This window comes from Pseudoalteromonas sp. OANN1, from assembly GCF_024124685.1.
Classification (GTDB): Bacteria; Pseudomonadota; Gammaproteobacteria; order Enterobacterales; family Alteromonadaceae; genus Pseudoalteromonas; species Pseudoalteromonas piscicida.
Genome location: NZ_JAMXSE010000014.1, coordinates 74,998 through 89,249, shown reverse-complemented (window position 1 = coordinate 89,249; position 14,252 = coordinate 74,998). Strand labels below are relative to the sequence as shown.

The 14,252-nt window shown below is 44.7% G+C and carries 8 protein-coding genes; 4 read left to right on the top strand and 4 right to left on the bottom strand.

The features are described from left to right. The first annotated feature begins 40 nt into the window (after positions 1-40). Positions 41-3,466 carry a GMC oxidoreductase gene (locus tag NH462_RS12975; protein ID WP_253105918.1) on the top strand — a complete coding sequence of 1,142 codons (3,426 nt, stop codon included), beginning with the start codon at positions 41-43 and terminating at the stop codon, positions 3,464-3,466. Positions 3,467-3,769: 303 nt separating this feature from the next. Here the strand turns inward: NH462_RS12975 and NH462_RS12970 are convergent, their stop codons facing one another. The 4 genes from NH462_RS12970 to NH462_RS12955 form a co-directional block, all read right to left on the bottom strand. Further along, positions 3,770-5,737: a TonB-dependent receptor gene (locus NH462_RS12970; protein WP_253105916.1), complete on the bottom strand. Its 1,968-nt coding sequence runs from the start codon at positions 5,735-5,737 to the stop codon at positions 3,770-3,772. A gap of 138 nt (positions 5,738-5,875) precedes the next feature. Beyond that, entirely contained in the window at positions 5,876-6,652 is a 777-nt protein-coding gene (locus NH462_RS23025; protein WP_253105914.1) for a LytTR family DNA-binding domain-containing protein, read from the bottom strand. 132 nt (positions 6,653-6,784) lie between these two features. Then, positions 6,785-8,110, bottom strand: coding sequence for an ATP-binding protein (locus NH462_RS12960; RefSeq protein WP_366033793.1), 1,326 nt, complete (start codon positions 8,108-8,110; stop codon positions 6,785-6,787). Positions 8,111-8,120: 10 nt separating this feature from the next. After that, on the bottom strand, positions 8,121-9,536 hold the full coding sequence (locus tag NH462_RS12955) for a sigma-54 dependent transcriptional regulator (protein ID WP_253105909.1): 1,416 nt from the start codon (positions 9,534-9,536) through the stop codon (positions 8,121-8,123). Between the two features lie 252 nt (positions 9,537-9,788). Between NH462_RS12955 and NH462_RS12950 the strand changes: the two genes are divergently transcribed. Genes NH462_RS12950 through NH462_RS12940 form a run of 3 tightly spaced genes read left to right on the top strand, consistent with a single transcriptional unit; the run spans position 9,789 to position 14,156 of the window. Next, positions 9,789-11,042 carry an efflux RND transporter periplasmic adaptor subunit gene (locus tag NH462_RS12950; protein WP_010377659.1) on the top strand — a complete coding sequence of 418 codons (1,254 nt, stop codon included), beginning with the start codon at positions 9,789-9,791 and terminating at the stop codon, positions 11,040-11,042. Between the two features lie 10 nt (positions 11,043-11,052). Next, a complete protein-coding gene (locus tag NH462_RS12945; RefSeq protein ID WP_010377661.1) occupies positions 11,053-11,760 on the top strand; it encodes an ABC transporter ATP-binding protein in 708 nt (235 codons plus the stop codon). A 2-nt stretch (positions 11,761-11,762) separates the two neighbouring features. Continuing rightward, positions 11,763-14,156 (top strand): ABC transporter permease, encoded by a 2,394-nt coding sequence (locus NH462_RS12940; protein ID WP_253105906.1) that lies wholly within the window; start codon positions 11,763-11,765, stop codon positions 14,154-14,156. The last annotated feature ends 96 nt before the right edge of the window (positions 14,157-14,252 follow it).

Here is a 14,252-nt window from a genome sequence, read left to right as displayed (position 1 = left end):
GCAAGGTGGTGAGCGAAAATAAGAAGAGGGAATCAAGCAAATGAAACCAATTTCTTCACCTCTGGCGGCAATTCAGCCGCATTACGATGTACTTGTTATTGGTAGTGGTTATGGCGGTGCTATCGCTGCGTCACGCATGGCGAGAGCCGGAAAATCAGTCTGCCTACTTGAGCGAGGGCGCGAGTTTTTAACGGGAGAATTTCCGGATACCGAGTTGGAGGCCGCTGGTGAGTTGCAGTTTAATAGCCAAACAGGACACAAGGGCTCTCATTTGGGATTATTTGATATTCATATGCACCGTGAACAGAATGTCGTCGTCGGTTGTGGTTTAGGTGGTACCTCTCTTATCAATGCCAATGTTGCTTTGCCCCCAGTAGATGCAGTACTGAAAGACCCAGTATGGCCACACGCGATTAGAGATGATGAGGATGGCTTGTTGGAAGAGGGTTTCACGCGGGCTCGAGAGATGCTGAAACCTGCCTTATACCCTGAATATTACCCAGCTTTGAATAAACTGAAGGCTCACCAGCAGTCGGCAAATGCATTAGAAGCTCCCTTTAATAAAGTACCAATCAATGTATGTTTTGCGACGCCTGAAGGTGGCGTTAACCATGTGGGTGTTGAGCAGCAAGCATGTAATAACTGCGGAGACTGTGTGTCTGGCTGTAATTTCAATGCCAAAAATACCACTCGAATGAATTACTTACCGGATGCTTGGAATCATGGCGCAGAAATTTATTGCCAGGCCAGTGTGCGCTACTTGGAGAAAACCGACTTCGGTTGGCGGGTGTTTTACCAAGACATGGGAACCGGCGCAGAGTGCTTTTCTGCAGCCCCGTTATTTGTTGAGGCGGATCTTGTGATTTTGGCTGCAGGCACGCTGGGCAGTAATGAAATTTTATTGCGTAGCCAAAGTCGTGGTTTGGCTATCTCTTCGCAACTTGGTCAGCATTTTACTGGTAATGGCGATATGTTGGGTTTTGGCTATAACTGCGACACCGAAATCGATGGTGTTGGGGTTGGTAATCTAGAGCCAGAAGGCAAAGCGCCTACAGGACCTTGTATCACTAGTGCAATCGATCTTCGTGAAGCGAGCGAACGCGCGCAACAAATGATTATTGAAGAGGGAAGTTTACCCGGCGCCATGGCGGGAGTGTTACCAACTGCGCTTGCAAGTGCTGCGGGTGTAATTGGGCTCGACACGGATCACGGTTTTTATGACGCTTTGGAGGAGCAAGCGAGAGTATGGCAAAGCCAATGGCGAGGCGCTTATCATGGTGCGGTAAAACATACTCAAACCTACTTAGTAATGAGCCATGACGATAGCCAAGGTGTCATAACTTTAGAGCAAGACAAGTTGAACATCCGTTGGCCAGAGTTAGGATCTCAGCCTAATTTTCATCATGCGAGTGAAAAGCTGCTTCAAGCAACAGCAGCGCTCGGTGGCACCTATGTTAAAAACCCGATTTGGTCACCGTGGTTGAATAATCGCTTGGTTACAGTCCATCCTTTAGGAGGCTGTCGGCTTGCTGAGACGGGTTCCGAAGGGGTAGTGAATCATAAAGGGCAAGTGTTTATGGCTGAGGGGGATGCCTGCTACGACTCGCTCTATGTGTCAGATGGTGCCATCATTCCAACGTCGCTTGCGGTCAATCCGCTGCTTACGATAAGTGCATTGACGGAGCGCTGCTGTGCACTTATCGCCAAGGACCGTGATTGGCAAATTGACTATCAGTTGCCGTCAAGCCGTTCCCGTGGCGCTGAACCGATCACAACGGGGTTGGCGTTTACAGAGCGCATGCAGGGCTATTTTAGCCGCGTGGTAGAGCCAAGCACTACCTCTTTACAAACCTACTTGGCTGCTTATCAGCAGGGTCAAGAAACAAACCAAACGCTATCGTTTGTATTGACGGTCACCTCGACGGATCTAGAGGTGATGTTGACCGACCCACAACATAAAGCGCATATTTCGGGTCGCGTTGAGTGTAATGTGCTTTCTGATAAACCATTGACCGTTCGCAATGGTGAGTTTCGTTTGTTTGAGCGCCAGGCCTTTCCACCAAATACTCAGAAGATGATCTATAAAATGAATTTAATGGCGGAGGATGGCAAGCAGTACTTCTTTAATGCCTTTAAGCTAATCAAAGACGACCCTCACTCTCTCGATCTTTGGGATGATACTACAACCTTATTTGTTGATATTCATGAAGGAGAAGATACTCAAGGGGCCGTGTGTGGTCACGGTATTATGAAGATAGCACCGATTGATTTTGTGACGCAGCTTGCCACTATTCGTGTAAGTCATGCCGAGAGTAAAGCAGCTCGCTTAAAAGCCATTGCGCGCTTTGGGCAATTTTTTGCGGGCACTCTATATCAAAGTTACGGCAGTATTTTTTACCAAGAAAAAACGCACAGTGGTGAATTGGTGCGCAAAAAGCGGCCGCTAAGGGCTCCAACACCTGAAGTGTACTTGTTTGATACAGCTGATCATGTGCAGCTATCGCTGACTCGTTATCGTGGCGGTGACAAGGGCCCGGTTATGTTAGTGCATGGGCTGGGAGTTGCTTCGAGTATCTTTTCCACCGACATGATTGATACCAACTTAGTCGAGTACCTAGTCGCTAACCAATATGACGTGTGGCTATTGGATTATCGAGTCAGTATTTTGTTGCCTGCCGCCGCAAAGCAATCAAATGGCGATCAGGTCGCGAAATACGATTACCCTGCCGCGGTGAACAAAATCCGAACCATTACGGGAGCGGATAGTATTCAGGCGGTGGTGCATTGTTATGGTGCTACGACCTTCTTTATGTCTATGCTTAGCGGACTTTCTGGGGTTCGCAGTGTCGTTGCATCACAAATTGCGGCGGACGTCGTGGTGCCGATGGCAACGAAAATGAAGACAGGTTTGCATCTCCCTTCATTTTTAGAAAGGTTGGGCGTAGACTCACTAACGGCGCGAGTACCAGAGCAGAGCAATGGGCTTGCCTCTTTGTATGATAAGGCGCTAGGCTTGTACGCGCTCGCCGAGGCACAGGGGCGATGCAACAATGATAGCTGCCATCGCGTGACCTTTATGTACGCCTCCTTATACCGTCATGATCAGTTAACCGATTTGCTGCATGAGCATATTGATGAACTATTTGCCGAAGCCAATATTCAAACCCTTGAGCACCTTGCTGCAATTTGTCGCGCAGGAAAACTGGTTGATGCAGATGGCAAGGACGTTTACATGCCACACATCAACCGATTAAACGTGCCGACGCTGTTTATTAGCGGAGCAGATAACGAATGTTATTTACCTGAGAGCACGAAAAAAACTTATGAACGTCTTTGTCTTGCCTTTGGTGATGAGCAATTTACGCGTAAGGTGCTCCCCAATTACGCGCACATAGATTGTATCTTTGGGCGTCAGGCTGATGTAGATGTTTTTCCACATATTCTCAATCATTTAGAGCGATATTAGGGCCTGTTGACCTTTGCTGTTTGACTTTTGTTCTCCTGAGTGTGTTTTAGTCGCGACGCTCGACTTGCCGCCTAGTAATCTAGGCAAAAGTTGAGCAACAATGAACAAAGCGCACTCAGGTGAACCCAAAGGGCAGCGCTTGATTGGCATTTCTACTGTGTTGTCGCCTGACTCACATAGAATAACTATGCTACGCCGGCTCTGCCTTGTATCAATACCAATCAAACTGCTGCAAAAACAAACTTGAAAGATAAACAGGCCCTAGTCAGGACACTAAAGTCGGTAGGCGCGATTAGTATCGGCCTACCAACTTCCGCTTAGCGTGAGCGCAAACTCTGGTGGTACACGCTCACGAATCGCTTCCATCGCACTTACGCTGCCCGCCCGTGAGGCGTTGTAATACAAGCGTCGATATTCGTATCTAGACGTGAGTGGCGAAGCTTCTAAGTTGAGCTTAACGCGTTGGCTTACTTGAAGCTGTGCTTGCAAAGTCAATTGCAATGAGCCTGATTCAATAAATTGCTCATCGGGATAATATTCGCGATAACTATCCCCGCTGGAAATCTCAGCGCTCCACGAAAAGCGATTAAAGCTTTGTCGAAATTGCATACTAGCCCAATGTGGAACAGTCCCGTTGATTGCACGTTTTCCTGTGAGCGCGTCACGGTATGATGCGTCTCGATAACTATAATCAAGATTGAGCTGACTGTTGTTGATCCAGCTTGATAAGTCTAGATTAACCGCACCATCTAGCCCCCAAAGTGCGGCATCCCCGGCATTTGCAACTATGCTTTCTCCTCGATTATCTTGCTGATATTCATGCACATCTTTTTGCCACTGATAAAAAGGCTTAACGTTAAAACGCCATCTTTCACCTTCTTCAATATCAATTTGCAGTGCAAGTTCAGTGTACTGCATTGGCTTTATTTTAAGATTGCCAAACTGTAAGCGGCCAAATCCTGCGTTGAGCTCTGGTAAAAAAAGTGAAAAATCGAGCTGTTCCACTTCATGCTTTAAGGTGGTTGTAAACTGAGTGCTTTTTGTCGCGTCATAATTTAATCGCACCAACGGCTTGGCGATGAGATGCTGAATATCTTCACTCTTACTGCTATTGGTCGAAAGTGTAGCCTGCTCGGCTGCCAGTTTGCTGTATAACTGCCATTTTGGTGAAAGCGACCAAGTAAAAGCCGCAAAGGGCTCAATACTTAGCTCTTTTATCGTGCTGTGTAGCTGCTCCTCGGGCAATATTGTGTTGGCATTTACTCGATTGATACTGGCCTCAAGACCGTACTCCGAGACAGTGTCGTTTACCATCAGGCGAATTACTCGCTCGTCAGTACGCTTATACTGTGTAAAGCTTGGTGTTGAAAGCCGCGCAGAGAGACCATCAAGCATGTGCAACTCATTCTTTTGTTTTGAGTAGTAGCCTGTGAGTTGTGTGCTCCAATGCTGACCTTGCCACTGCCTATCGATAGATATCTCGCTAGTGTTTGTTTTATCGCGCTCTTGCGAAAACGCAGATTCAACATCGCTGGATGAAGTTGGCGTGCGGTACAGCCATTCGTATTGTGACTGCAAGTTGTCTTTTATAGCCTGAACATTGAGTGTTAGGGCGCCATCCTGCATGGTTTTGTGGCTGGTAAATGAGAGCGTTATTCGCTCACTTTGCTCCTTAAATGTTTCTTCGCTGCTTTCCTCGGGTGTGTTATCAGACGCGAACAGCTGACCTTGGCTGGTGCTTTTAAACGGCTCATCCTGAACTTGAATATGACCGCTGTGCGTCCATTGCCTTTTAGGTAAGATAAACCCTGCCATTGCTGTTATGCCAGTGGCGGCGCTGGCATTGAGTGTGCTACCTAGTTGCCAATTATAGGCATTGTTTTTTTCATCACGAATGATGTTAACAACTTGATTATATTGCTTAAGTGAAGGAAATGGGTGATGACTTAGGTACACTTCTAGCGCAGCGATTTGGTCAACGGGAAGCTGTTTTAAATACTCCGAGACCGATCCAGACTTTACGCGGATCTCCATGCCATTTAATAAAATATTGGCAGAGCTGCCACCTAGGCCGCGCTCACCACTTTGTTCTATGAGTGTGAATGACGGTAAGCGCTCGATGGTTGCAAGTGCATCTTGTGCTGCAAACTGTTGCAGTGAATTTCCAGCATAAACACTCGGTTTTGCGTTATCCATATTGGCGTAAACGCCGCTGCTTATGACGCTCATTAAGGTGCAATAGGTTGCCGTGGAGGGATGAAATCGTGTCATTGTTCCTCTTTGAATAAAAGCTCTCCATTACGCTATTAAAAATAAAAAAGCAGATAAAACAAATTATTAGGTACAAAAGGTGGTTCTATGGGACGGATCGACGGGAAACCGTGAGCGAGCTCAGATCGCCCGCTGGTGTTATGCAGCCAGAGAAAGCGTATCGAAGCGTGACTTTAGTACTTTCTTGTAACCTTTACTCAAGCTAATTTGCGTGCCCGTTGATAACTTGATGATGGCATTACCAGAAGCTTTGGTGGTGATACGTTCAACATAGGCCAGGTTAACCAAATAAGAGCGGTGGGTGCGCACAAACATATCGCTTGGTAGCATGGCTTCAAACTGAGATAGGGTTGCTCGTTTGAGGTATTGGTGTGACTCGGTGTGAATTTCAACATAGTTTTTAGCTGCCACAATGTGCACTATGTCTTTGATTTGTAAAAATGACTTATCGCCGCCTAAATCCACAAGCAAACGTTGATTTATCGCGGTGCTATTGTTTTCTTCTTTACTTTCAATACGGATAAACTTATGCCAAATCATAAAACATACGTAGATCACCAACGGGTGTAATGGCGCAAAATAATACAAGGTATAAGGAATATCATCGCGGTAAACGAGGTAGTCGAATCCGGCTTGTATAGACATGCTCAGTACGAATAAAGCCGAGCAACAAACGAAGTAATTACGCCAACATACCTTATTCTGTTGGCTGAGTTTATTTAGCCATAAGAAGAGTATTGGCGTGTAAATATACCAAAGCCCCCATTCCTGCAAAGCCCACCAGATAGGGTTATTCAGCCGCTCACTTTCTACTTCAACCCAATCGTGCAGTAAGTCGATTGCGGTTAAAAATATGATGACGGCAGTCCAGCCAACTCCAGTAATAATAAGAATGGGTTTGTATACGGTGTGCACGAAATTTTCCCTAAATTAGATACTTCTAGTTTACCGACTTTTTATAAGTTCACAAATCCTCAAGGAGCGATCCGGCCTCTAGTCTCATTTGCCTTGAACTAAAGATAAGCCCCTAAGCAAAGCTCAAGTTAATTAACCAAATACGCATCTGAAGCATGCGCCTTGCTCGCGCCTAAGATAAATTAAGTCGCCGCCATGATTAATCATAATTTGTCTTGAGAGGCTTAAGCCGATCCCCGAGCCTTGTTGTTTAGTGGTAAAAAACGGCACGAAAATCATGTCGACTACATGGTCGGCAATGCCAGGGCCGTTGTCGCTTATTTCTATATAGTGCTGGCCTGCGTTATTGGCTCCAGTTTTCAACACCACTTGGCGTGTGTTTCGCTGGTCTTGGTCATTGCGTTGTTGCACCGCTTCAATAGCATTTTTGGTTAAGTTAATAAGCACTTGCTCAATCTGAGCCGTGTCTAACATCACCAGTTGGGAGTGGCTAACATCAAGCTGTAGGTCTATGTTCGCTTGATGACAGCTTTGTTGATGTAACTGATAGATGCCCTCTACAATCGACGCAAGCTGGGCAGGTTGTAGTACTGGGCTTGGTAAGTTGCTGACTTTTCTAAAGCGGGCGATAAATGCGCCCAGATACTCAGTGCGTTTTGCCAGCGTTTGCAGCGCTAGGGCTAGGTCTTGTTTATCTTCTTCATCGTCAAAACTCAATGTGTCGGGCAAGAGTCCCTCGCAGGTTTGTGCAATGGATGATAGAGGTGTGATAGAGTTAGCCACCTCGTGCGTAAGCACTTTGGTGAGGCGTTTATAGGCTTGCTGCTCTTTGTTTTGTAAAGCATCACGAATGGATTGTAAGGTGACAATTTTACGAATTTGCCCTTGGATCTGCGCTGACGTTATTTGTATAGACAAGTTATCTTGTTGCTCGCCACATTGCCAATTTGCTATTGTTTTCAAGCTGTTATCGCATTCATTAATCAGTGGTGCGATATCTTCTAAATCTTCGCTGTGATTAATGGGTTTACCGAGTAAGCGGGTTACCGCTGGGTTGGACTCAATGACATTACCATCTTTATCGAAAACCAGTACGGCTAAATCTATATGCACTAAGAGGGTCTGCAAAAAGTGGGCCTGTTGCTCTGCAATAAAACGTGCACTTTGAATTCTAGTCTTAATCTCTTCTAAGTGCTGCCGCATGGGATGATGATGGCTCAACCCCAATGAACTATCGCCATTCGCGAGTGATTTCAAAACAAAAGTCATGTGCTTGTTCTGTTTGTTAAATTGACGGTATAAAGAGGAGGTGAAAGCGATCGCTATTAGCGTGACTAGGAGCCAAGTCGCCGAGAATCCTCCTTGTATATACAAGACTATCGAGAGCACATTAAAGCCAATAAGGCCAAGAATTGTACTGAAAAAAACCATTGTAGGATGTTGCGTAAAGCGAACCATATTTTCTTGCCTACAAATCGTATTTTTCTAGTCGACGGTACATTGCTCCTCGGGTTAATCCGAGTGCTTTTGCGGCGTTTGAGACATTGCCGTGATAGTGCTTGAGCGCTGCACGCACAGTACGTTGTTCAATCTCTTCAAGGTTGAAAGTATCTGTGGAAATCAGCGTATTAGTATCGTTTTTATCTTCAGTAATTATTCCTTCAGCTGGCGCTGAGGTTGTCTTCACCACTGTGCTGATGTCCAAAAGTTCGTTTTCGCTTAGGATCACCGCTCTTTCAATAGCATGTGCTAGTTCCCTGACATTTCCTGGCCATTGATATGCTTGTAGACTCTGCATGTCTAGGCTATGTATCTCAAGCTGCCGCTTATATTTGTGGCAGTAGTGTTCAAGATAATAGTTTACAAGTAGTGGAATATCTTCAGTACGCTCACGAAGTGGCGGAAGACGGATCTCTATAGTATTGATCCGATATAATAAATCTTGTCTAAAACGGCCTTCATCAACCGCTTGTTGCAGGTTGTCATTGGTGGCACAGATTAGTCGAATATCCACCGAGATGGGTTTGTTTCCTCCAACTGGAGTGATCTGTCTATTTTGTAACGCGGCAAGCAGCGTCGTTTGTTGATTCATGGGTAAGTTTCCCAATTCATCTAAAAATAGGCTCCCTTCGTGTGCTAATTCAAATCGGCCAACTTTGTCTTCTTTAGCGTCGGTAAATGCGCCTTTTCTATGACCAAACAGTTCGCTTTCGAACAAACTTTCGGAGATAGCACCCATGTCTAAACTGATAAAAGTATTGTCGCGACGCATACTGGCTTGGTGGATGGCATGTGCAGCAAGTTCTTTGCCGGTGCCACTTTCACCGGTGATCAAAATGTTGGCATCGGTGAGTGCCGCACGTTCTATAGTACTAAACACCTTTTTCATGGCCGGGCTTTGGCCTAAAAAAGCAAATTGATGGCTACCGCTAGACTGATTGAGTGCCTGATTTAACCCTTGGGTCTGGCGAGTGAGCTTACCAACTTGCTGTTTGTCTTTGGCATGAGCAAATGCGGCAGCAACCGCACCGAGTAATTGGTCGTTCTGCCAAGGCTTAGCGATAAAGTCTGCAGCGCCTGCTTTTATCGCATCGACAGCAAGTTGAATATCGCCATAGGCGGTCATTAACAACACCACGATACTTGGGTCTTGTTCGACAATTTTCTTTAACCAATAAAAGCCTTCTTTGCCACTAATAGCATCTTGGCTAAAGTTCATGTCGAGTAAGATCACATCTATTTGCTGTGATGCAATCTGCGTTTCTATATCAAAAGGATTATCAGTGGTGATGATGGTTTGGTAATGCTTTTTTAGCAAAAGCTTTGCTGCAATTAATATATCGCTGTTGTCGTCGACAATTAATATGGTGCCTTCTTGCTTCATACTCAGAGTGCTTTGTTTTTCTTTTAGCCTAGCGCACTTCAAGCTATGGCGTCCATGAAAAAGTGTTCATTTTTGGACACTTTTCTGATTTATATGTGTTCTATTTTCGGACAGTTTAACATTGGAAAATAACTAACTTAATATTTAACCCGTTGTTATATATATAGTAAACCCCCCTTGGCATGAAGTTTGATTATAAGTCTTATATATCCGATAAAGCGATTTAACTAATACAGAACAAGGGGCGTGAATATGGATAAGAAAATAGAACGTTCAGGACTACAAAAGCATCTTAAAAAAGGCGTTGTTGGCGGTGTGTTACTTGGCATTGCAGCAGCTGCGTTTGCGTTTAATAACACCTCATCTTCAGGTCGTAGCCAAAACTTGGAACTGCGCAGTCTGACAGTAAGTACCGTCAGTAAAGGTGCTTTTGTTGATGCCCTAAGTCTGCGTGGTCAGGTCGTGCCAAAAACTACCATTTACTTAGATACTATCGCTGGTGGTCAAGTGGAAGAGCGCTTAGTCGAGCAGGGTGAATATGTTGAAGCCGGCCAGCCATTAGTTAGGTTGAGCAACACTAGTTTACAGCTAGACGTAATGAGTCGTGAAGCTCAGGTTACGGAGCAGCTTAACTTCCTGCGAAACACACAAATGACGATGGAAACCAGCCGCCTTAACCTACGCCGTGATTTGCTTGAAATTGATTTGCAAATTAGTCACCTAGAACGCCGTTACAAGCAATCTAAGCCGTTGGTTGAAAAAGGTGTGCTGGCATCAGATAGGCTTTCTGAAATTGAAGACGATTTAAAGTACTACAAAGCGCGAAAAGAACTGACATTAGAGCGTCAAACACAGGAAAATTCGATTAGAAAAGTACAAGTTGAACAATTAGAAGATAGCGCCGAGATGCTACAGAAGAATTTGCAATTTGCGCGTAAAAACCTCGAAAACCTACTGATCAAAGCGCCGGTATCGGGTTATTTGAGTGAGCTAGATGTAGAAATTGGCGAATCAAAGAGTAAAGGGGCGCGTTTAGGTCAAATTGATATTCCAAATGAATACAAATTGGTTGTACGCCTCGATGAATTCTATTTAAACCAAGTACAACCTGAAATGGCAGTAAATGTGCTTTTGGATAGCGGTGTTGTTACAGCAAAGGTGAGCAAAATTGATAGTCGCGTTACCCAATCACAGTTTCAGGTAGAAGTCGCTCTGCCAAGTGGTCAAAGCGATATAAAGCGTGGTCAAAGTATTGATGTCGAGCTAATGCTCGGTGGTAACAAAGAAAATGCGTTATTGCTAAAGCGTGGTGCTTTCTTTACTAGCTCTGGTGGTAACTGGGTATACGTACTCGCAAATGATGGTAAATCTGCTGAACGTCGTGACATTCGCTTAGGTAAAAAGAATCAAGACTACTATGAAGTCCTAGACGGCCTATCACAAGGTGAAAGAGTAATTACCTCAAGCTATAGCAACTTCGACAAAGCGCAACAACTAAATTTCTAAGGATATTACAATGATAAAACTAACTAACCTAAACCGAGTATTCCGCACTCAAGACGTTGAAACTACTGCGCTAAACGATATTAATTTAACTGTTAATGAGGGTGAGTTTGTTGCAATCATGGGACCGTCAGGTTGTGGTAAATCTACCTTGCTTTCAATTCTTGGAATGCTGGACTCTCCGTCTTCTGGTCAGTTCGAGTTTGCAGGTACTGACATTGCGGGCTACACCGAGAAGCAGCTATCACAGTTACGTAAAGCGTCAATCGGCTTCGTATTTCAAAGCTTTAACCTGATTGACGAGCTGACGGTATTTGAAAATGTCGAACTACCGCTGCAGTACCAAAATATCTCTAAAAGTGAACGCAAACAGCGTGTAGAGCAGATTTTAAAGCGCGTTGCCATTGATCACCGCGCGGATCACTTGCCTCAGCAACTGTCCGGCGGTCAGCAGCAGCGTGTCGCGGTAGCACGAGCTTTGGTTATCAACCCTAAACTTATTTTAGCGGATGAACCAACAGGGAACTTGGATTCCAAAAATGGTGAAGAAGTAATGACGATGTTGCGTGAATTGAACAAAGAAGGCACCACCGTGATCATGGTTACTCACTCTGAAAAAGAGGGAACCTATGCAGATAGGTTAGTGCGATTATTAGATGGTCAAGTCATGTTGGATAAGGCAAATACCGCCGTTCAAATTCCAGATAGTGAGGTGGCCTAATTATGATAGCCAATTATTTAATTACAGCTTTACGCTCCTTTAAGCAGCAAAAGCAACATTTTATATTGAATGTTGTAGGTCTTAGCGTTGGCCTTGCTGCCGCAATTTTGGTAGCGTCTTTTGCTCGAAATGAGCTCTCTTATGACAGCCAACAACCAGACGCTGAGCAAATTTATCGTATCGGTCAGGACTACACTAAGCTTGGCTTAGCGGTGGTGCCAATTTCTAACTTTGCTCGTGCAAAAGAGATGGAGCAATATAGTCAGATCGAGTCTGTATTTGCACTCACTAAAGTAGATTGGACAAATCAAGCTGAAACAGACGTACAGCATAATGGTCAAGGCTACAAATTAACAGAGGTACTGGGAGCTACTCCAAATATCCAAGACTTCATCAACATTGATACGCTAGCTGGCGACTTGAGCAATGCGTTGAGCGTACCAAATGGTATCGCGTTAAATGAGTCTGAAGCGTTGCGAATTTTTGGCACAACTAATATTGAAGGTGAAACACTTGACTTCAAAGGCGGCCAATACACCGTGAAGGCCGTATTTAAGGATTTACCCGAAAATACGCACTTTTCATTCAAAAGCTTAGTTTATGTTGAACATGACCTATCTAATTTAGACATCAACTCCAGTTACGTTTATCTTAAACTTGCTGAAAATACAGATGTAGCGGCGCTTGAGCAAATATTTACTGATAAATACTTTTATGGCCCGATGAAAGGTAAGCTCGCGATCGAGTTACATCCATTGCGTGATCTTCATCTCACAGCAAAGTCACCATTTGAGATGAAATCAGGAGGAACGGAGCAAGTTGTCGTGATTTGCGCTGGACTGAGTGTACTGCTTATCCTGATTGCAGGCTTTAACTTCATTAATATGACGGTTGCCCAGTCGGCAAAGCGTGCTAAAGAGGTGGGTGTGCGTAAAGCGCTAGGGGCAAGTAAGACTCAATTGGTCACACAGTTTTTGGCTGAGTCAGTATTGGTATCTTTATTATCAATGATTATTGCCTGTGTCTTAGTAGAGCTATTTTTACCAAGCTTTAATCAACTTGTAGATAGAGCGCTGTTTATTGACTATATGTCGATGTTTAGTGTTGTCGTCTTGGGTGTAGCAATTGTCGTTGGTGTTGGCGCTGGTTTATATCCTGCGTTGTTTATTTCATCTTTCAGTGCGAAGCGAGTGCTTAGTGGCGATTTGCAAAGGGGTAATACAGCAATCTTTGTACGTAAAAGCCTACTAACTTTTCAAGCTGCTTTATCAATCGCTTTGATCATTGCATCGGTAACACTACAGCAGCAACTTAAACACTTGCAAAGCTTACCTCTGGGGTATGAGACTGAACAACGTGTTGTGGTTTCAGATATACCTGCATCGTCTATTTTCTCGAAAGAGCCAACAGCGCTAATGAATAGGCTTACAGCAATAGATGGTGTTGAAGCCCTGAATGTAATCGATACGAAACTGACAGTATCAATCAATAGCAGTGTGTCACCAACGTGGCCAAATGGAGAGCAATCAGAGGGGATAACACCGACTATTGGTGCAGGCTTTGATTTAGTCGAAGGGTTGGGGCTGACATTATTAGCAGGGCGTGATTTTAGCCGCACATACGCTGCAGATTGGGCGTCTCAAGATGGTAACAGTACTAACGTTGGGGCGATCATAACTGAAACAGTTGCAAAGCAGGCTGGTTACTCAAATTATCAAGATATCATTGGACAAACCATTTTGGATAAAGGCTTTGGCTTGAATATGCGAGTTGTGGGAGTTGTAGCTGATGTAAAAGTGGGTAATGCCCAAGACGCGAACTCTAATATCATCTTCCTGTGCGGATTTAGCCAAAGTACAGCGGGCGAAATAATAATGACGGTAAGTGCTCAAAACATTGCCTACGTGCAAGAGCAGGTGACTGATATTCTTGCTAAGAACGCCAACCTTTATGAACCGAATATCAGCCTTATGTCTGATAATTATAAAGCGGTTCTGCATGGTGATGAACGAGTCTCTTTAGTTGTGTTGATCTTTACCGGCCTTGCGGTATTCCTGACGTGCTTGGGCACTTTTGGCTTGGCATCTTTTGCAACGGTTCGTCGCCAAAAAGAAGTGGCTGTGCGCAAAGTTCTAGGTGCATCACGGTTAAGCATTGTGAATATCTTAGCAAAAGAGTTCCTGACTTTGGTGGGAATCAGTATCGCCATAGCTTATCCGGTAACCTATTGGCTTGTTGGTGATTGGCTTGCTAATTTTAATGACCGCATCGAGCAAGCTGTGTGGGTATATGGAGTCGCAGCATTAGCTGTTGCGGGGATCACATGGCTCACCGTTGCTACACTTGCGTTTAAAGCCGCGAGTACACGTCCGTCGCTAATCTTGCGATATGAGTAAATTAAATTGGTAATCACTCAAGAAATTGCGGCCTAACTTAGGCCGCTTTTATCATTTATTTCTTGATGTGTTCATCGTTAATGTCGGCACGACCAT

Bases quoted from the DNA above. Each gene is read 5' to 3' on its own strand.
- NH462_RS12975 (WP_253105918.1), top strand. From the start codon at position 41: ATGAAACCAATTTCTTCACCTCTGGCGGCAATTCAGCCGCATTACGAT.
- NH462_RS12970 (WP_253105916.1), bottom strand. From the start codon at position 5,737: ATGACACGATTTCATCCCTCCACGGCAACCTATTGCACCTTAATGAGC.
- NH462_RS12960 (WP_366033793.1), bottom strand. From the start codon at position 8,110: ATGGTTCGCTTTACGCAACATCCTACAATGGTTTTTTTCAGTACAATT.
- NH462_RS12955 (WP_253105909.1), bottom strand. From the start codon at position 9,536: ATGAAGCAAGAAGGCACCATATTAATTGTCGACGACAACAGCGATATA.
- NH462_RS12950 (WP_010377659.1), top strand. From the start codon at position 9,789: ATGGATAAGAAAATAGAACGTTCAGGACTACAAAAGCATCTTAAAAAA.
- NH462_RS12945 (WP_010377661.1), top strand. From the start codon at position 11,053: ATGATAAAACTAACTAACCTAAACCGAGTATTCCGCACTCAAGACGTT.
- NH462_RS12940 (WP_253105906.1), top strand. From the start codon at position 11,763: ATGATAGCCAATTATTTAATTACAGCTTTACGCTCCTTTAAGCAGCAA.